This is a genomic window from Streptomyces racemochromogenes, from assembly GCF_039535215.1.
GTDB lineage: Bacteria > Actinomycetota > Actinomycetes > Streptomycetales > Streptomycetaceae > Streptomyces > Streptomyces racemochromogenes.
On record NZ_BAAAWT010000001.1, the window covers coordinates 4,218,711 to 4,237,377 of the forward strand.

An 18,667-nucleotide genomic window follows, 5' to 3' on the forward strand; every position below is an offset into this window, starting at 1 on the left:
GCACCAGCCATGTCAGGACCCCGCCCCGTACGGGCCGCGCGAGGCACCGAGCTCAGCACCCTGGGATGGCAGCAGGAGGCCGCCCTCCGGATGCTGCAGAACAACCTCGACCCCGAGGTCGCGGAACACCCCGACAAGCTCGTCGTCTACGGCGGCACCGGCAAGGCCGCCCGCGACTGGCGCTCCTTCGACGCCATGGTCCGCACCCTGCGCACCCTCAAGCAGGACGAGACCATGCTGGTCCAGTCCGGCCGCCCGGTCGGCGTGATGCAGACCCACGAATGGGCGCCGCGCGTCCTGCTCGCCAACTCCAACCTGGTCGGCGACTGGGCCAACTGGGAGGAGTTCCGCCGCCTGGAGCACCTCGGCCTGACCATGTACGGCCAGATGACCGCCGGCTCCTGGATCTACATCGGCACCCAGGGCATCCTCCAGGGCACGTACGAGACCTTCGCGGCCGTCGCCGCCAAGAAGTTCGGCGGCACCCTCGCCGGCACCATCACCCTCACCGCCGGCCTCGGCGGCATGGGCGGCGCCCAGCCGCTGGCCGTGACGATGAACGACGGCGTCGCGATCTGCATCGACGTCGACCCGCGCGCCATCGAGCGCCGCATCGAGCACCGCTACCTGGACGTGAAGGCCGACAGCCTCGCCCACGCCCTCCAGCTGGCCACCGAGGCCCGCGACGCCCGCCGCCCGCTGTCCATCGGCCTCCTCGGCAACGCCGCCGAGCTGCTCCCGCAGATGCTGGCCGAGGGCGCGCCGATCGACATCGTCACCGACCAGACGAGCGCCCACGACCCGCTGTCCTACCTGCCGGTCGGCGTCGACTTCGAGGACATGGCCGACGCCGCCGCCAAGGACCCGGCCGGCTTCACCACCCGCGCCCGCGAGTCCATGGCCCGGCACGTCGAGGCCATGGTCGGCTTCATGGACGCCGGCGCCGAGGTCTTCGACTACGGCAACTCCATCCGCGGCGAGGCCCAGCTGGCCGGCTACGACCGCGCCTTCGCCTTCCCCGGTTTCGTCCCCGCCTACATCCGCCCCCTCTTCTGCGAGGGCAAGGGCCCCTTCCGCTGGGCCGCCCTGTCCGGCGAGGCCTCGGACATCGCCAAGACCGACAAGGCGATGCTGGAGCTCTTCCCGGAGAACGAGTCCCTGCACCGCTGGCTCAAGATGGCCGGCGAGCGCGTCCACTTCCAGGGCCTGCCGGCGCGCATCTGCTGGCTCGGCTACGGCGAGCGCGACCGGGCCGGCGAGCGCTTCAACGACATGGTCGCGAGCGGCGAGCTGGCCGCCCCGCTGGCCATCGGCCGCGACCACCTCGACTGCGGCTCCGTCGCCTCCCCGTACCGCGAGACCGAGGCCATGCTCGACGGCTCCGACGCCATCGCCGACTGGCCGCTGCTGAACGCCATGGTCAACGTGGCCTCCGGCGCCTCCTGGGTCTCCATCCACCACGGCGGCGGCGTCGGCATGGGCCGCTCCATCCACGCCGGCCAGGTCACCGTCGCCGACGGCACCCCGCTGGCCGGCGAGAAGATCCGCCGCGTCCTCACCAACGACCCCGGCATGGGCGTCATCCGCCACGTCGACGCCGGCTACGACATCGCCGAGGACGTCGCCGACGAGCGCGGCGTCCGCGTCCCGATGCGCGAGGGTGACTCCGCGTGACCGAGGGCTCCGCTCGAACCGGGGGCTCCGCCCCCGCCCCCCGGGGCTCCGCCCCGGGGGGCCCGGCCGCCGGGGCCGGGGGCTCCTTCCACGCCATGTGGGACGAGCTGCGGCCCATCGGCCGCGACAGCGGCAGCGGCGGGTACCGCAGGTACGCCTGGACCGGCGCCGACACCGACTGCCGGGCCTGGTTCCGGGGGCAGGCCGAGGCGCGCGGGCTCGCGTACGAGGTGGACCGCAACGGCAACCAGTGGGCCTGGCTCGGCGACCCCCTCGCGGGCGACGCCGTGGTCACCGGCTCCCACCTGGACTCCGTCCCCGACGGCGGGGCCTTCGACGGCCCCCTCGGCGTGGTCTCCTCCTTCGCCGCCCTCGACGAGCTCCGCGCCCGCGGCACCGCCCTCACCCGGCCCCTGGCCATCACCAACTTCGGTGACGAGGAGGGCGCCCGCTTCGGGCTGGCCTGCGTCGGCTCCCGGCTCGCCGCCGGACAGCTGACCAAGGAGAAGGCGTACGAACTGCGCGACGCCGACGGCGTCAGCCTGCCGCAGGCCATGGAGGCCGCCGGGTACGACCCCGGCTCCATCGGCGCCGACCCCGAACGCCTCTCCCGCATCGGCGCCTTCGTCGAACTCCACGTCGAACAGGGCCGCGCCCTCGACCTGTCCGGCGACCGCGTCGGCATCGCCTCCGCGATCTGGCCGCACGGCCGCTGGCGGTTCGACTTCCACGGCGAGGCCAACCACGCGGGCACCACCCGCCTCGTGGACCGCCGCGACCCGATGCTCACCTACGCGGAGACCGTCCTGGCCGCCCGCCGGGAGGCGGCCCTCGCCGGCGCCGTCGCCACCTTCGGCAAGATCTCCGTCGAGCCGAACGGCGTCAACGCCATCCCCTCGCTCGTCCGGGGCTGGCTCGACTCCCGCGCCGCCGACCAGGCCACCCTCGACACGGTCGTCACGGCCGTCGAGAAGGCCGCCCGCGAGCACGCCGACCGCGACGGCATCGACCTGAACGTCGTACGGGAGTCCTTCACCCCCGTCGTCGAGTTCGAGCACGCCCTGCGCGACGAGCTCAACCGGATCCTCGGCGGATCCGTCCCCGTCCTCGGCACGGGCGCGGGACACGACGCCGGGATCCTCTCCGCGTCCGTCCCGACCGCGATGCTGTTCGTACGCAACCCCACCGGCGTCTCCCACTCGCCGCGGGAGTTCGCGGCCGAGGACGACTGCGTCGCCGGAGTCCTCGCACTCGCCGACGTACTGGAAGGCCTGGCATGCCGCTGAAGACGTACTGGCTGGAGCACGCCTGGCTCGGCGCAGCCGTCGAGCCGGGCGTCACCCTGGAGGTCTCCGCCGACGGGCGCATCGCCGCCCTGCGCACCGGGACCGACACCCCGCCCCCCGGCGCGGAGGTCCTGCGCGGCCTGACCCTCCCGGGCCTCGCCAACGCCCACAGCCACGCCTTCCACCGGGCCCTGCGCTCCGCCGTGCAGGTCGGCTCGGGCACCTTCTGGACCTGGCGCGACGTCATGTACAAGGTCGCCCAGAACCTCACCCCCGAGAGCTACCACGACCTGGCCCGCGCCGTGTACGCGGAGATGGCCCTGGCCGGCATCACCAACGTCGGCGAGTTCCACTACGTCCACCACGCGCCGGGCGGCACCCCGTACGCCGACCCCAACGCCATGGGCGAGGCCCTCATCGAGGCCGCCGCCGCGGCGGGCATCCGCATCACCCTCCTCGACACCGCGTACCTCTCCTCCGGCTTCGGCGAGGCCCCGAACGAGCACCAGAAGCGGTTCTCCGACGGCACCGCCGACGCCTGGGCCGAACGGGTCTCCGCCCTCAAGCCCCGCGAACACGCGCTGATCGGCGCGGCGGTCCACTCCGTACGGGCCGTCCCGGCCGGACAGCTCGCCACGGTCGCCGGCTGGGCGCAGGACCGGCGGGCCCCGCTGCACGTCCACCTGTCCGAGCAGACCGCGGAGAACGACGCCTGCCAGGCCGCCCACGGGCGCACGCCCACGCAGCTGCTCGCCGACCACGGCGTCCTCGGCCCGCGCACCACCGGCGTGCACAACACGCACCTGACGGACGCGGACATCGCCCTCCTCGGCGGGACTACGACCGGCACCTGCATGTGCCCCACCACCGAACGCGACCTCGCCGACGGCATCGGCCCGGCCGGCCTGCTCCAGCGGGCGGGCAGCCCGCTGTCGCTGGGCAGCGACAGCCACGCCGTGATCGACCTGCTGGAGGAGGCCCGCGCGATGGAGCTCAACGAGCGCCTCGCCAGCCGCACCCGGGGCCACTGGACGGCGAACGCCCTGCTCCGCGCCGCCACCGAGGACGGCCACGCCGCGCTCGGGCTCCCGGACGCGGGCCGCCTGGAGACGGGCGCCCTGGCCGACTTCACCACCGTCGCGCTGGACTCCGTACGCACCGCCGGCCCGCCGCCGCGGCTCGGCGCGGAGACGGCCGTCTTCGCGGCCTCGGCCGCCGACGTCCGCCACACGGTGGTCGCCGGCCGCCACGTGGTCCGCGACGGTCACCACACCCTGGTCGGGGACGTGGCCGGGGCCCTGGCCGCCGCCATCGCCGCCGTCCGCGACTGACGCCGGACCCCCCCGAGAGGAACCCCGTGTCCACCACCCTGATCACCCGCATCGGCAGCCTCGTCACCAACGACCCCGCCCAGGGCGACGGCACCCCCCTCGGCCTGATCGAGGACGCCGCCCTCGTCATCGACGGCGACACCGTCGTCTGGACCGGCCCCGCCGCCTCGGCCCCCGCCGCCGACGCGTCCTTCGACGCGCAGGGCCGCGCCGTCATCCCCGGGTTCGTCGACTCGCACAGCCACCTCGTCTTCGCCGGCGACCGCACCGCCGAGTTCAACGCCCGGATGTCCGGCCGCAGCTACTCCGCCGGCGGCATCCGCACCACCGTCGCCGCCACCCGCGCCGCCACCGACGCGGAGCTGGAGGCCAACCTGCTGCGCCACCTCGACGAGGCCCGCCGCCAGGGCACCACCACCTTCGAGACCAAGTCCGGCTACGGCCTCACCGTCGCCGACGAGGCCCGCGCCCTGCGCATCGCCTCCCAGCACACCGAGGAGGTCACCTACCTCGGCGCGCACATCGTCTCCCCGGACTACGCCGACGACCCGGCCGGCTACGTCGGCCTCGTCACCGGCGAGATGCTGGCCGCCTGCGCCCCGTACGCCCGCTGGGTGGACGTCTTCTGCGAGAAGGGCGCCTTCGACGGCGACCAGGCCCGCGCGATCCTGACCGCCGGCGCCGCCGCCGGGCTGATCCCGCGCGTGCACGCCAACCAGCTCTCGTACGGGCCCGGCGTGCAGCTCGCCGTGGAGCTCGAGGCGGCCTCCGCCGACCACTGCACCCACCTCACCGACGCCGACGTGGACGCCCTCGCCCAGGCCGCCGGGACCACCGTCGCCACCCTGCTGCCCGGCGCCGAGTTCTCCACCCGCGCCCAGTGGCCCGACGCCCGCCGGCTGCTCGACGCGGGCGCCACGGTCGCCCTGTCCACCGACTGCAACCCCGGGTCCTCGTACACGAGTTCCATGCCGTTCTGCATCGCGCTCGCCGTCCGGGACATGGGCATGACCCCCGACGAGGCGCTGTGGGCCGCCACCGCCGGCGGGGCCCGCGCGCTGCGCCGGAACGACATCGGCCGGCTGGCGCCCGGCGCCCGCGCGGACCTGGCGCTCCTCGACGCCCCGAGCCACGTCCACCTCGCCTACCGCCCGGGCGTGCCGCTGGTCTCCGCCGTCTGGCAGCGGGGGGTCCGCGCCGCCTGAGCGGCGGCCGGAACGCCGGCCGCCGGACCGCCCGAAGTGCCGTTCGCCCTTTGTCTTCCCTCCGTGAGGTCCCGGGCGTACCTTGTGCCACCGATCTGATGTGTCGTCAGTAACTTGTGGCCCGAGGGGAAGACGAAGGTGTCCGACCGGAAACGCTCCACCGCACTCGCGCCGGCGCTCGCGCTCGCGCTCGCCGGGTCCGCGGTCCTGCTCGCCGCCCCCGCGGCCCACGCCGACGTGGTCGACGTCGAGTACAAGTGCCAGACCCCGATCGGGGACAAGTCGGCGGTCTCGCCCATCGACATCAAGGCCGTCAAGGAGGGCGACGGCTACAAGCTGACGATGTCCTTCCAGAAGGGCGTCTCCTCCAGCCCCATCGAGCTCGGCAAGGGCGCGATGAACCCCAGCGCCGTGATCATGACCGACGGCGCCGAGAAGGTCTCCGTGCCGGTCTCCGGCCCGCCCAACCCCGAGGCCGTGCCCGCCAACACCCCCATCAGGATCACCGACCTGTCGGGCACCTACACCCCGAAGAAGAGCGGCAAGGTCACCTTCACCGCGGGCGTCCTCACCATCAAGGCCATGGGGACCACCACCACCTGCACCCCGGGCAACAGCCCCAAGCCGTCCCTGGAGGCGGACGTCACCGCCGCCGGCGGCGGCGCCCCGCAGACCGGCGGCGACGGCGGTGGCGGGGACACCCTCCCGCAGACCGGCCCCGCCGACTCCGCCCTCGCCCTCGGCACCCTCGGCGCCACCGTCCTCCTCTCCGGCGCCGCCGGGGTGCTCTGGCTGACCCGGCGCGGCCGGCAGCCCCAGCGCACCCGGCCCTGAACGGAGGCGCCCGCCCGTGCCCCCCATCCCCGCACGACGCGGCCGCAGGCTGCTCGCCGCCGCCCTCCTCGCCGCGGCCACCCTCCACGCCGCCCCGGCCGCGGCCGTGTCCGCCGGGCCCGCTACCGCCGCCGGGCCCGCCGCACCCGCTGAGCCTGCCGGGCCCGGCTGGACCGCCGCGCCCGCTACCGCCCGGCCCGGTGCGGCGCGGCCGTACTTCTACCTCGCGGGGCCCGCCGGCACCGTCCTGGAGGACCGCCTCGCCCTCGACAACCCCGGCGACCGCGAGTACACCGTCACCCTGCGCGGGGCCGACGCCGACAACGCCCCGGACGGCGCCCTCGCCGTGCGCCCCGCCGCGCCGGGGGCCTCCGGCGCGGGATCGTGGATCAGCTTCGGCGGCTCCGCCACCGTCAGGCTCCCGCCCCGGACCCGCGCGGTGGTCCCCTTCACCGTCACCGTGCCGGCCGCGGCCCCGCCCGGCGACCACCCCGCCGCCGTCGTCGCAGGCGGGCCCGGCCGGGAGACGGGCGTACGGATCCACCTGTGCGTCGATGGCCCGGCCGTGGCCGCCCTCACCGTCGAGGACGTCTCCGTACGCGGTCACGGCGCGGCCACCACGGTGGACTACACCCTGGTCAACCGGGGCAACGTGACCCTCACCCCCGCACTCGCCCTGCGCGCCGAGGCCGCCCTGCACGAGCCGGCCGGCCGGCCCGCCCGCGCCCTGCCCGTCGAGCTGCTGCCCGGCCGGCGGGCCCGGCTGAGCGAACCCTGGCCCGACGCGCCCGCCCTCGACCGGGTGGCCCTGACCCTCACCGCCACCGCCCCCGGCGCCGCCCCGGCCACCGCCGAGGCCGAAGCCTGGCTGGCCCCCGGCGGCGCCACCGGCCTGGCCGCCGGCGCCCTGCTCGCCCTCGCCGGGACCGCCCTGGCCGCGCTGCTCCTCGTACGGGCCCGGCGCACCCGGCGCACGGCGACGCGGGAGGCGCCGACCCAGGGGGACGCGGCGGCGGACGACCACGAGTCGACGGGACCGACCCTGCTGACCGAATTGACGGGAGCACCCAGGTGAGCCGCACGGCCGGCGCGAAGGCCGCATCCCCCCTCGGCGCGGCCCTGGCGGCGCTCGCCCTCGCCCTGCTCCCGCTGCTGCCGCTGCTCGCGGCGGGCGCCCCGGCCGCCGCGGCCGAGGGCAAGCCCACCGCGGCGCTGTCCCTCCAGGAGGCGGCCAAGGGCACCGAGATCACGGTCACCGGCACCGGCTGGCGGCCGAAGACCCTGGTCATGCTGCTGGTCTGCGGCCAGAACATGATCGGCGGCACCAACAGCTGCGCCAACGCCGACGGCACGGCCGTCTCCGTCACCGACGACGGCCGCTTCACCGCCCGGCTGCCGGTCGCGGAGCCGCCCAAGCCCTGCCCGTGCGTGGTCAACGTGACCTCCGTCAACGGGGACCAGTCCACGGTGGCCGTGCCGGTCAGGATCACCGGCCATCCGGTGGCCGACCTGCCCGCCGAGTCCGGCACGGCCCGCCTCGCGATGCTGACGGGCGTGCGGCTGAGGGGCGAGGACGGGGTGCTGACCTGGTTCGGCGCGCCGCCCGGCCGCACGTTCACCGCCACCGTCGGCAACCTCGGCTCGGCCCCGGTCAAGGACCCCGTCTTCCAGCTCGGCACCGCGCGGGGGGTCTTCGCCCCGGTGTGGGAGGAGGCCCGCTGGAAGGGGACGATCCCGCCCGGCGGCAAGGCGGAGGTCGCGCTGGACGTGGCCCTGCCGGCGGGCGCCCACGGCGACTACACCGTCTCCCTCAAGTACGGGGACACGGTCCTGGCCGCCCAGCCCTGGGGCGTGGACCGCCCGTACGGGGTGCTGCTCTTCTGGGGCCTGCTGCTGGTGGTCATCCCGACGGCGCTCTTCCGTGCGGGCATGGCCGTCGTCGACCGGGTCCGCCCCCGCGCGGGTACCCCCGGCCGCCACCGGGGCCCGAAGGCCGCCCCGGACCCGGCGGCGGTGACCGCCCGGCTGCCCCGGGTCACGGCCGCCGGGGCCGCCGGGGCTCGGCCGCCGGCGCTCCCCTGGTTCACCCCGCAGCCGGAACCGCGGGACGCGGGACCCCCACAGACATCCGCACCGTCCGATCACAGTCCGACGACGAAGGGACCATCGTGAAGACCCAACGGAGGGCGAGCGCGGCCTTGGTCGCGCTGCTGCTCAGCGGCGCGGGTGTCGCCGTGGCGGCTTCCCCCGCCCAGGCCGCCGAAGCCACGTTCAAGGTCAAGTGCGTGCCGCCGGCCGGCGGCGGCGACCCGGTGGAGGGCGAGACCACCGCCAAGATCACCGCACCGGCTGCGGCCAAGGTCGGCGACGAGGTCGACGTGTCGTGGGAGACGGTGAAGCCGGCCTCGAACAACACGGACCTGATGGTGATCCCGAAGGACTCGGTCCAGCCCACGGGCTGGCTCACCGTCGGCGGCGGGGGAGGGGAGGTCAAGGTCGTCGGGGAGAAGAAGAACCCGGAGATCCCGAAGAAGGCCCCCATGGTGATGTCCACCATGAAGGGCAAGCTGAAGCTGACCAAGGCCGGCAAGATCACCGTGACCCCCGGCAAGTACGAGGTCGCGGTGACCTTCTCCTTCGGCACCTTCGTCACCAAGTGCGCCCCGGTGGGCGAGGTGAAGGGCGGGGCGGTCATCGACGTGACGGACGGCGGCGGCACGGGCGGCACGACGACGGGCGGCACGACGACCGGCGGCACGACGACCGGCGGCACCACCACCGGCGGTACGACGACGGGCGGCACCACCACCGGCGGCGCGACCACGGGCGGCTCGGGCGGAGGCACCGGCGGCAGCGGCGGTCAGACCGACTTCCCGGGCAAGGCGGTCGAGGTGGCGTACGACTGCGGCGCGGTCGTCCCCGGCGGCATCAAGACCCCGGTCACCGTCAACGCCAGGAAGAACGCCGGCGGCGCCTTCGACCTCACCGTCAAGACCGCGAAGGGTGCCATGGCCGCCCCCATGGCCCTGCCCGCGGGGGCCCTCAAGCCCTCCATGGACATCAAGCTCGGCGGCGCCGACAGCGGCACGGTCAAGGTCACCGGCCCGGCCAACGCCGAGCCGATCCCGGACAAGGCACCGGTCAGCCTCAGCGACATGACGGGCACCTACAAGCCCGGCAAGTCGGGCAAGGTGACGCTGAGCCCCGACCAGCTGACGATCGACGTCACGATGGCCCCGGGCTCGACCCCGATCAACGTGCCCTGCAAGGCGACCGGCAGCGGTGTCTCCCTGGAGCTGGACACCACCGCCCAGCCGGGCGGCTCCGGCTCCACCTCCTCCGGCTCCGCGGCCTCCGGCAGCGCCGGCCCGGGCGGCCTCGCCGAGACCGGCGCCGACGACGACGGCGGCCTCAAGGCCCTCGGGCTGGTCGCGGGCACCGTGATCCTCCTCGGCGGCGCGGTCTTCACCTTCACCCCGTGGCGCCGCCTGCGCGGCACCCGCTGACGGACCCCGGAACGCGCAACGGCCCGGCACACCTTCCGGTGTGCCGGGCCGTTGCGCGTTCGTGCGGGGTGCGTCAGTGCACGTCGCCCATGAGGGCCTGGACCTTCTTGCGGTACGTGTAGACCGCGAAGCCGGCCAGGGCCGCGGCGGCGGCCTGGAAGCCGATCACCCACGTGCCGTTCAGGTCGACACCGGCGATGGAGAGCAGACTGGTGGCGCAGTCACCGGCGGTGACCGCGAGGAACCAGACGCCCATCATCTGGGAGGCGTACTTCTGCGGGGCCATCTTGGTGGTGACCGAGAGGCCGACCGGGGAGACGCACAGCTCACCGATGGTCTGGATCATGTAGATCGAGACGAGCCACATCGGGGAGACCTTGGTGTCGCCCGTCGCCATGCCCATCGGGACGATGAAGACGAAGAACGAGGCGCCGATCAGGACCAGGCCCATCGCGAACTTCACGATGGTGTTCGGCTCCTGGTTCTTGCGCGCCAGCCACAGCCACGCCCAGGCGAAGACCGGGGCCAGCGCCATCACGAACAGCGGGTTCAGCGACTGGTACCAGGTGGCCGAGAACTCGAAGCCGAAGACGGTGTCGGCGGTCTTGGAGTCGGCGAACAGGGACAGCGTGGAGCCACCCTGGTCGTAGATCATCCAGAAGACGGCGGCGGCGATGAAGAACCAGATGTAGGCCGTCATCTTCGACTGCTCGGCGCCCGAGAGGTCCTTGTCGCGCTTGATGCGGACCAGGACGGCGATCGGGATGAGCAGGCCGGCCAGCGTCAGCGGGACCAGGGCCCAGTTGAGCGTGTACATGCCCAGGGCGACGACGGCGCCGTAGAAGACGGCGACGGCCACGACGACCAGGGCGCCCTTGGTCAGGACGGCCTTGCGCTCTTCCGGCGTCAGCGGGTTCGGGACCTGGCTGCTCTTCGGGCTCAGGTTCTTGGTGCCGATCAGGAACTGGGCGAGGCCCAGGCCCATGCCGACGGCCGCGAGCGCGAAGCCGAGGTGCCAGTTGTGCTCCTTGCCGATCGTGCCGACGACGAAGGGAGCGACGAAGGCACCGAGGTTGATGCCGATGTAGAAGAGGGTGAAGCCACCGTCACGGCGCGGGTCGTCCGGACCGTCGTAGAGGTGGCCGACCATCGTGGAGATGTTGGCCTTCAGCAGACCGGAGCCCGCCGCGACCAGGATCAGACCGACGAAGAACATCGCCTGGCCGGGGAGCGCCAGGGAGAGGTGACCCGCCATGATGATGAAGCCGGCGATGGCGACCGTCTTGCGGGCGCCCCAGACGCGGTCACCGAACCAGCCGCCGGGCATGGCCATCAGGTAGACCATCGAGACGTACACGGAGTAGATGGCCGTGGTCGTCGCCGCGGTCATGGCCAGACCGCCGCCCTGGCTGCCCGTGGCGGCGTCGGCGCCGCCCGAGACCAGGTAGTAGACGAGAAGGGCCCGCATGCCGTAGTAGGAGAACCGCTCCCACATCTCGGTCATGAACAGAGTGGCCAGGCCACGGGGGTGGCCGAAGAAGGTCTTTTCGGGCGCCGGAGTCGCCGAGTCCTTCGTCAGGCTGGAAGCCATGGTCGATCCTTGCTTGCTCGGGACGCTTGGCTTCGTGAGCTGTTCAGCGCCCGGTGGGGGTTGGCCGGCACCGGCGACGGATGTCCCACCCCACGCCCTGGGGTCTCGTGTCCCGCTATGGCGGGGTGACGGGGCAGCCGTAACCGGGATCCACGCCCCGCGCGCCTCCTCGCGCGCCGGGCCCGGCCCATAGGTCATTCACTGTCATCTGGGCCGGAATGAACCGACCAGAGCAGAATTTGAGGTTCTTCGCGCGGATTTGAGCGCAAATATCCCCTCGGTAGTGCATCGGGCGTTCCGCCACCATACGACAGGGCACCGATGCATATGGAAGGGCTTGAGAGATGGATCACAGGCATTCCGGGAACCGATACGTCATGTTCGAAGGCGGGTAGTAGTCCATAACCCCAGTTCGAGAGGGGTGTGCGGGCAAGCGCCTGCTTTCAGCCGCCGCGGACTACCATCACCCACATGACGCGTGTACTGCTCGCCGAGGACGACGCATCCATCTCGGAACCCCTCGCCCGCGCCCTGCGCCGGGAAGGGTACGAGGTCGAGGTCCGGGAGGACGGCCCCACCGCCCTGGACGCCGGACTGCAGGGCGGCGTCGACCTCGTCGTCCTGGACCTCGGCCTGCCCGGCATGGACGGCCTGGAGGTGGCCCGGCGACTGCGCGCCGAGGGTCACGGCTTCCCCATCCTGGTGCTGACCGCCCGGGCCGACGAGGTCGACACCGTCGTCGGCCTCGACGCCGGCGCCGACGACTACGTGACCAAGCCCTTCCGCCTCGCCGAGCTGCTGGCCCGCGTACGGGCCCTGCTGCGGCGCGGCGCGGGCGAGGCCAGCCAGGCCCCCGCCACCCACGGCGTGCGCATCGACGTCGAGTCGCACCGCGCCTGGATGGGGGAGGAGGAGCTCCAGCTCACCGCCAAGGAGTTCGACCTGCTGCGCGTCCTGGTCCGCGACGCCGGCCGGGTCGTCACCCGCGACCAGCTGATGCGCGAGGTCTGGGACACCACCTGGTGGTCCTCCACCAAGACCCTCGACATGCACATCTCCTGGCTGCGCAAGAAGCTCGGCGACGACGCCGCCAACCCCCGCTACATCGCGACCGTCCGCGGCGTCGGCTTCCGCTTCGAGAAGAGCTGACACCCAGGGCATGCGCCGCCGCCTCATCAACTCCACGCTCGCCGTGGTGCTCGTCGTGATCGCCGTGTTCGGGGTCTCCCTCGTCATCGTGGAGACCCGGACCATCACCAGCAGCGCCCAGGACCGCATCGGCTCCGAGGCGCTGCGGCTGCTCGGCATCGTCGAGGCGGACGCCCTGGAGCACAAGCCCGTCGACGCGGGCGCCCTCGCCGAGCAGCTCGACCTCGGCACGTACGCCCGCATCACCGTCCCCGGCCGGCCGGTCGTCGAGGTCGGCGACCGGATCGAGGACAGCGTCATCCGCGGCACCGCCCGCGGCGAACAGGGCATGCACGTGGTGGTCGAGGAGTCCCGGGCCACCGTCACCAAGGAGGTCGGGCGGACCCTGGCGGTGGTCGGCGCGGTGGCGCTGCTGGCCGTCGTCGCGGCCGTACTGCTCGCCGTACGCCAGGCCAACCGGCTGGCCTCCCCGCTCACCGACCTCGCCGAGACCGCCGAACGGCTCGGCTCGGGCGACCCGCGGCCCCGGCACAAGCGCTACGGGGTCCCCGAGCTGGACCGCGTCGCCGACGTGCTGGACTCCAGCGCCGAGCGGATCGCCCGCATGCTGACCGCCGAGCGGCGCCTGGCCGCCGACGCCTCCCACCAGCTGCGCACCCCCCTGACCGCCCTGTCGATGCGGCTGGAGGAGATCACGGTCACCGACGACCTGGAGACCGTACGGGAGGAGGCGAGCATCGCCCTCACCCAGGTGGAGCGGCTCACGGACGTGGTGCAGCGGCTGCTGACGAACTCCCGGGACCCGCGGACCGGCTCGGCGGTCCCCTTCGACCTGGACGAGGTCGTCAAGCAGCAGGTGGAGGAGTGGCGGCCCGCCTACCGCAGCGCCGGCCGGGCCGTGGTCCGCTCCGGCAAGACCGGCATGCGGGCCGTCGGCACCCCCGGGGCGGTCTCCCAGGTCCTGGCGACCCTCGTGGAGAACGCGCTGATGCACGGCGGCGGCACCGTCGCCCTGCGCACCCGCGTGACCGGCAACCAGGCCGTCATCGAGGTCACGGACGAGGGCCCCGGCGTCCCGCCCGACCTCGGCAACCGGATCTTCGAGCGGGCCATCAGCGGCCGCAATTCCACCGGCATCGGCCTGGCCGTCGCCCGGGACCTCGCGGAAGCGGACGGCGGCCGTCTGGAACTGCTCCAGAGCCGGCCGCCGGTGTTCGCGCTCTTCCTCAGCCGCACCGCCCCGGAGCGCGCGGAGCCGGAGCGTACGGTCAGGTAGCCGTCGGGGGGCCGTCAGCCCTGGTTGGCGGCGGGCTCGGGGGTCCGGGGGGTCGCGGGCTCTTCGTGCCCGTCGCGCTGCTCGACGACCAGCGAGTGCGCGGCCGGCGTGGGCAGGGCCTTGAAGACCCAGGTCCGGTAGGACCAGAAGCGGAACACGGTCGCCACGCCCATGCCGACGAACTTGAAGACGTTGTTGGCGAGCGAGCCGTCGAAGCCGAAGCCGTACGTGCCGACGTAGAGCACGCCGCTCTCGATGACCATGCCGATCCCGCTGAACAGGACGAAGAGGAGCATCTCGCGGCGCCGGCTGCCCAGGTCGCGGTCACGGTAGGTGAAGTAGCGGAACCCCACGTAGTTCGTGATGATCGCGACCACGATGGCTATGACGTTCGCGCGCACCGTCTGCAGGTCGGTCGTGTTGCGCAGCAGGTTGAAGACGCCGAAGTTGACCAGGACGCCCGCTCCGCCGACCGCCCCGAACTTGACGGCCTCCCGGGCGAGACCGCGCAGGCGCTCGGACAGCGGTACGGCGTTCGGCGTGCTGCTCATGTGATGGTTCAGTCCTGTCCGTCGTCGTCGCCCCGCGGCGGCGCGTCACCCGATCTCGTCAACCACACCATGCTAAGTGTCCCCCGCGGCGGGAGTCCGCGCCCCGGCACCCCGTGCGACGCACGGCACACGGGGCCCTCGGGGGCCACCGGCGGGTCCGCGCCAGGGTCACGTCCGAATGGCGGAATACCGCCGGATACCCTGGAGGCGTGACGTTCCCGGTAGTCGGCATGGTCGGCGGCGGACAGCTCGCCCGCATGACCCACGAGGCGGGTATCCCCCTCGGCATCAGATTCAAGATCCTCAGTGACACCCCACAGGACTCGGCGGCCCAGGTCGTGAGCGACGTCGTCATCGGCGACTATCGCGACCTGGAGACGTTGCGCGCCTTCGCGCGCGGCTGCGACGTGATCACCTTCGATCACGAGCACGTACCCACCGAGCACCTCCGGGCCCTGGAGTCGGACGGCATCCCCGTCCGGCCGGGGCCCGACGCGTTGGTGCACGCCCAGGACAAGGGGGTGATGCGCGCCAAGCTCGACGAGATCGGCGCGCCCAGCCCCCGCCACCGGATCGTGAGCGATCCGGCGGACGTGGCGGCCTTCGCGCAGGAGGTCGGCGGGTTCCCCGTCATCCTCAAGACGGTGCGCGGCGGGTACGACGGCAAGGGCGTGTGGTTCGTCCGCACCCCCGAGGACGCGGAGGCGCCGTTCAAGGCGGGCGTCCCCGTCCTGGCGGAGGAGAAGGTGGACTACGTCCGCGAGCTCGCCGCCAACATCGTCCGCTCCCCGCACGGCCAGGCGGTGGCCTACCCCGTCGTCGAGTCCATCCAGGTGGACGGGGTCTGCGACACGGTGATCGCCCCCGCCCCCGACCTCTCCGAAGCCCTAGGCGGCGAGGCCCAGGCCCTGGCCCTGCGCATCGCCAAGGAACTCGGCGTGACCGGCCACCTGGCCGTGGAGCTGTTCGAGACCACCGACGGCCGCATCCTCGTCAACGAACTGGCCATGCGCCCGCACAACAGCGGCCACTGGACCCAGGACGGTGCGGTCACCTCCCAGTTCGCCAACCACGTCCGCGCGGTCCTGGACCTCCCCCTGGGCGACCCGCGCCCCCGGGCCCGCTGGACGGTCATGGCGAACGTGCTCGGCGGGGACTACCCCGACATGTACGCGGGCTACCTGCACTGCATGGCCCACGACCCGCAGGTGAAGATCCACATGTACGGCAAGGACGTGAAACACGGCCGCAAGGTCGGCCACGTCAACGCATACGGCGACGACCTGGACGATGTGCTGGAGCGCGCACGTCACGCAGCCGGCTACCTCAGAGGAACGATCACCGAATGAGCACCTCCCCCGTCGTAGGCATCGTCATGGGCTCGGACTCCGACTGGCCGGTCATGGAGGCCGCGGCCCAGGCCCTGGACGAGTTCGAGATCCCCTACGAGGTCGACGTCGTCTCCGCCCACCGCATGCCGCGCGAGATGGTGGCGTACGGCGAGCAGGCAGCCGGCCGCGGCCTGAAGGCGATCATCGCGGGCGCGGGCGGAGCCGCCCACCTGCCCGGGATGCTCGCCTCCGTCACCCCGCTGCCCGTCATCGGCGTGCCGGTCCCGCTGAAGTACCTCGACGGCATGGACTCGCTGCTGTCGATCGTGCAGATGCCCGCCGGGGTCCCCGTCGCGACCGTCTCCGTCGCCGGAGCGCGCAACGCGGGCCTGCTGGCCGTACGCATGCTGGCCGCGCACGACCCGGAGCTGCTCGGCCGGATGCGCGAGTTCCAGCAGGAGCTGAACGACCAGGCCACCGAGAAGGGCAAGCGGCTGCGGACGAAGGTCGCGGGCTCGGGCTCCTTCGGGTTCGGCAAGTGAGCGCGGCGGACCTGCTGGCGCAGGCCCGGGAGCTGCTCACCGAGTACCCGGTCGTCGACGGGCACAACGACCTGCCCTGGGCGCTGCGCCAGCAGGTCCGCTACGACCTCGACCGGCGGGACATCGCCGGCGACCAGTCGGACCACCTGCACACCGACCTGCCCCGGCTCCGCGCCGGCGGGGTCGGCGCCCAGTTCTGGTCCGTGTACGTGCGCTCCGACTACAGCGGCGACGAGGCGGTCAGCGCCACCCTGGAGCAGATCGACGCCGTCGGCCAGCTGATCACCCGTTACCCGGACTCGCTGGTGCGCGCGCTGACGGCGGACGACATGGAGGCGGCCCGCGCCGAGGGCCGGATCGCCTCGCTGATGGGTGCCGAGGGCGGGCACTCCATCAACAACTCGCTCGCCACCCTCCGCGCCCTGCACCAGCTGGGCGTGCGGTACATGACGCTCACCCACAACGACACCATCGACTGGGCGGACTCGGCGACCGACGAACCCCGCCACGGCGGGCTCACCCGCTTCGGCCGCGAGGTGGTGCGCGAGATGAACCGCATCGGGATGCTCGTGGACCTCTCGCACGTCGCCGCGACGACGATGCGCGACGCCCTCGACACCTCCCGGGCGCCGGTGATCTTCTCGCACTCCTCGGCGCGCGCGGTCTGCGACCACCCGCGCAACGTCCCCGACGACGTGCTGGAGCGGTTGCCCGGCAACGGCGGGGTGGCGATGGCCACGTTCGTGCCCAAGTTCATCCTCCCCGCCGCCGTCGAGTGGACCCTGGCGGCGGACGAGAACCTGCGCGCGCACGGCTTCCACCACCTCGACACCACCCCGGAGGCGATGGCCCTGCACCGGGAGTTCGAGGCGGCCCGGCCGCGCCCGGTGGCCACCGCCGCCACCGTCGCCGACCACCTGGACCACATGCGCGAGGTGGCCGGCATCGACCACGTCGGCATCGGCGGCGACTTCGACGGCACCGCGTTCACCCCGGCGGGGCTGGACGACGTGTCGGGCTACCCGAACCTGATCGCGGAGCTGATCGGGCGCGGCTGGTCCCGGGCCGACCTGGCGAAGCTGACCTGGTCCAACGCGGTACGGGTGCTGCGCGACGCGGAATCGACCTCCCGCGCCCTCTCGGCCACCACGGGCCCCTCGAACGCCCACCCCTGACCCCCGGCCCCACCCTGCCCCGGCCCGGGCCGGGGCAGGGGGAACCACCCGAACGCCACATCCGCCGGGCGGCCCCGGTGCACCGCGTGGCACGGTGGCAGCACCTTCTCTCCCTGCTGCCGCCGAGACCGGAGCCACTGCCATGGCCGATCTGCAGGATGAACCCCACTCCGTGGGCGTCGGAGCCGAAGACGTCCCCGCTCCCGCCTTCACGGGCGGCGCCCTCGACCGCGCAGCCGAGCTGCTCGCCGTCCATCCCGTCGCGGACGGGTGCAACACCCTCGTCTGGACCCTGCGCCAGAGCCCGTACCACGACATCGACACCCCCGACACCGGCGTCGACACCGACATCCCCCGGCTCCGCGCCGGCGGGGTGGGCGCCCAGTTCTGGACGCTGCTCGTGCCCCCGGGCCGGCCCCGCCCGGACGCCGCCGCCGACCAGGTGGTGTCCGACACCCTCGAACAGATCGACGTGGCGCGGTCCCTGATGCGCCGCTACCCCGACAGCCTGTGCCTGGCGCTGAGCGCCGACGACATGGCCGACGCCCGCAACCGGGGCCGGATCGCCTCGTTCCTCGGCCCCGTCCCCGGCAGTACGCTCACCGACTCCCTCGGCGCGCTGCGGGCCTTCCACGCGCTGGGCGTGCGCCTCCTCGCGCCCGCCGGCGCCCCCTGGGCCGAGGAGGGCCTGACGGCCTTCGGCCACGAGGTGGTCAAGGAGGTGAACCGGCTGGCGATGCTGCTGGACCTGACGGGCTGCCCGCCGGCCTCCGCCTGCCAGCTCGCGGCGGCGTCCAAGGCACCGGTGATCATCTCGAACACGGGGGCCGCCGCCCTCAACCCGCATCCGGGCAACGTCACCGACGAGGTGCTGCTCGCGCTGCGGGCGGCGAACGGCCTGGCGATGGTCACCTTCGACACCGCCCGGACCGGGGACTCCCTGCACGCGGTGGCCGACCACCTGGACCACGTACGGGCCATCGCGGGCCCGGAGGGCGTCGGACTCGGCGCGGCCTTCGGCGCCGAGCGGGGCGGCCCCCGCCCGGCCGGCCTCGCGGACCCCTCGGGCTACCCGCACCTGATCGCGGAACTCCTGGAACGCGGCTGGACGGAATCCGACCTGGCCCTGCTGACCTGGGGCAACGCCCAGAGGGTGCTGCGCGACGCGGAGTTCACGGCCCGCGCCGCCCAGCACCGCAGAGCGCCCTAGGGCCCC

16 protein-coding genes are annotated in these 18,667 nt (G+C 73.5%); 14 read left to right on the top strand and 2 right to left on the bottom strand.

The window, feature by feature from the left end; translation table 11 throughout:
* The first annotated feature begins 9 nt into the window (after positions 1-9).
* From hutU to ABD973_RS19610, 8 genes are all read left to right on the top strand, one after another.
* Entirely contained in the window at positions 10-1,674 is a 1,665-nt protein-coding gene (hutU, locus tag ABD973_RS19575; RefSeq protein WP_125597948.1) for a urocanate hydratase, read from the top strand.
* A 95-nt stretch (positions 1,675-1,769) separates the two neighbouring features.
* The gene (locus tag ABD973_RS19580; protein ID WP_241253560.1) at positions 1,770-2,960 is read left to right on the top strand and encodes an allantoate amidohydrolase; all 1,191 of its coding nucleotides are present in this window, start codon (positions 1,770-1,772) and stop codon (positions 2,958-2,960) included.
* Complete coding sequence (locus ABD973_RS19585) at positions 2,951-4,291, top strand: formimidoylglutamate deiminase (RefSeq protein WP_125821328.1); 1,341 nt, start codon at positions 2,951-2,953, stop codon at positions 4,289-4,291. Before ABD973_RS19580 ends, ABD973_RS19585 begins: the two co-directional genes overlap by 10 nt.
* 26 nt (positions 4,292-4,317) lie before the next feature.
* Complete coding sequence (gene hutI, locus ABD973_RS19590; RefSeq protein WP_125821327.1) at positions 4,318-5,496, top strand: imidazolonepropionase; 1,179 nt, start codon at positions 4,318-4,320, stop codon at positions 5,494-5,496.
* 138 nt (positions 5,497-5,634) lie between these two features.
* The gene (locus tag ABD973_RS19595) at positions 5,635-6,330 is read left to right on the top strand and encodes an LPXTG cell wall anchor domain-containing protein (RefSeq protein ID WP_345501189.1); all 696 of its coding nucleotides are present in this window, start codon (positions 5,635-5,637) and stop codon (positions 6,328-6,330) included.
* A gap of 16 nt (positions 6,331-6,346) precedes the next feature.
* Positions 6,347-7,405 (top strand): COG1470 family protein, encoded by a 1,059-nt coding sequence (locus tag ABD973_RS19600; protein ID WP_345501191.1) that lies wholly within the window; start codon positions 6,347-6,349, stop codon positions 7,403-7,405.
* Entirely contained in the window at positions 7,402-8,502 is a 1,101-nt protein-coding gene (locus ABD973_RS19605; protein ID WP_345501193.1) for a hypothetical protein, read from the top strand. Before ABD973_RS19600 ends, ABD973_RS19605 begins: the two co-directional genes overlap by 4 nt.
* Complete coding sequence (locus ABD973_RS19610; protein ID WP_345501195.1) at positions 8,499-9,836, top strand: hypothetical protein; 1,338 nt, start codon at positions 8,499-8,501, stop codon at positions 9,834-9,836. Before ABD973_RS19605 ends, ABD973_RS19610 begins: the two co-directional genes overlap by 4 nt.
* Before the next feature lie 73 nt (positions 9,837-9,909).
* Here ABD973_RS19610 and ABD973_RS19615 read toward each other — a convergent pair whose 3' ends face one another.
* Positions 9,910-11,427, bottom strand: coding sequence for a peptide MFS transporter (locus ABD973_RS19615; protein ID WP_345501197.1), 1,518 nt, complete (start codon positions 11,425-11,427; stop codon positions 9,910-9,912).
* Positions 11,428-11,898: 471 nt separating this feature from the next.
* Here ABD973_RS19615 and ABD973_RS19620 point away from each other — a divergent pair, with 471 nt between their 5' ends.
* Positions 11,899-12,576, top strand: a complete 678-nt coding sequence (locus ABD973_RS19620; RefSeq protein ID WP_125597921.1) for a response regulator transcription factor — start codon at positions 11,899-11,901, stop codon at positions 12,574-12,576.
* Positions 12,577-12,586: 10 nt separating this feature from the next.
* Positions 12,587-13,852, top strand: a complete 1,266-nt coding sequence (locus ABD973_RS19625) for an ATP-binding protein (RefSeq protein WP_125597918.1) — start codon at positions 12,587-12,589, stop codon at positions 13,850-13,852.
* 14 nt (positions 13,853-13,866) lie between these two features.
* Here ABD973_RS19625 and ABD973_RS19630 read toward each other — a convergent pair whose 3' ends face one another.
* Entirely contained in the window at positions 13,867-14,403 is a 537-nt protein-coding gene (locus ABD973_RS19630) for a GtrA family protein (protein ID WP_125597916.1), read from the bottom strand.
* A 209-nt stretch (positions 14,404-14,612) separates the two neighbouring features.
* On the opposite strand from ABD973_RS19630, the gene ABD973_RS19635 reads away from it, so the two are divergent.
* From ABD973_RS19635 to ABD973_RS19650, 4 genes are all read left to right on the top strand, one after another.
* Positions 14,613-15,752: a 5-(carboxyamino)imidazole ribonucleotide synthase gene (locus ABD973_RS19635; protein ID WP_125597913.1), complete on the top strand. Its 1,140-nt coding sequence runs from the start codon at positions 14,613-14,615 to the stop codon at positions 15,750-15,752.
* Positions 15,749-16,276, top strand: coding sequence for a 5-(carboxyamino)imidazole ribonucleotide mutase (gene purE, locus ABD973_RS19640; protein WP_125821322.1), 528 nt, complete (start codon positions 15,749-15,751; stop codon positions 16,274-16,276). Before ABD973_RS19635 ends, purE begins: the two co-directional genes overlap by 4 nt.
* The gene (locus ABD973_RS19645) at positions 16,273-17,451 is read left to right on the top strand and encodes a dipeptidase (RefSeq protein WP_125821321.1); all 1,179 of its coding nucleotides are present in this window, start codon (positions 16,273-16,275) and stop codon (positions 17,449-17,451) included. The genes purE and ABD973_RS19645 overlap by 4 nt, the downstream gene beginning before the upstream one ends.
* Positions 17,452-17,593: 142 nt before the next feature.
* Positions 17,594-18,661, top strand: coding sequence for a dipeptidase (locus ABD973_RS19650; RefSeq protein WP_345501204.1), 1,068 nt, complete (start codon positions 17,594-17,596; stop codon positions 18,659-18,661).
* The last annotated feature ends 6 nt before the right edge of the window (positions 18,662-18,667 follow it).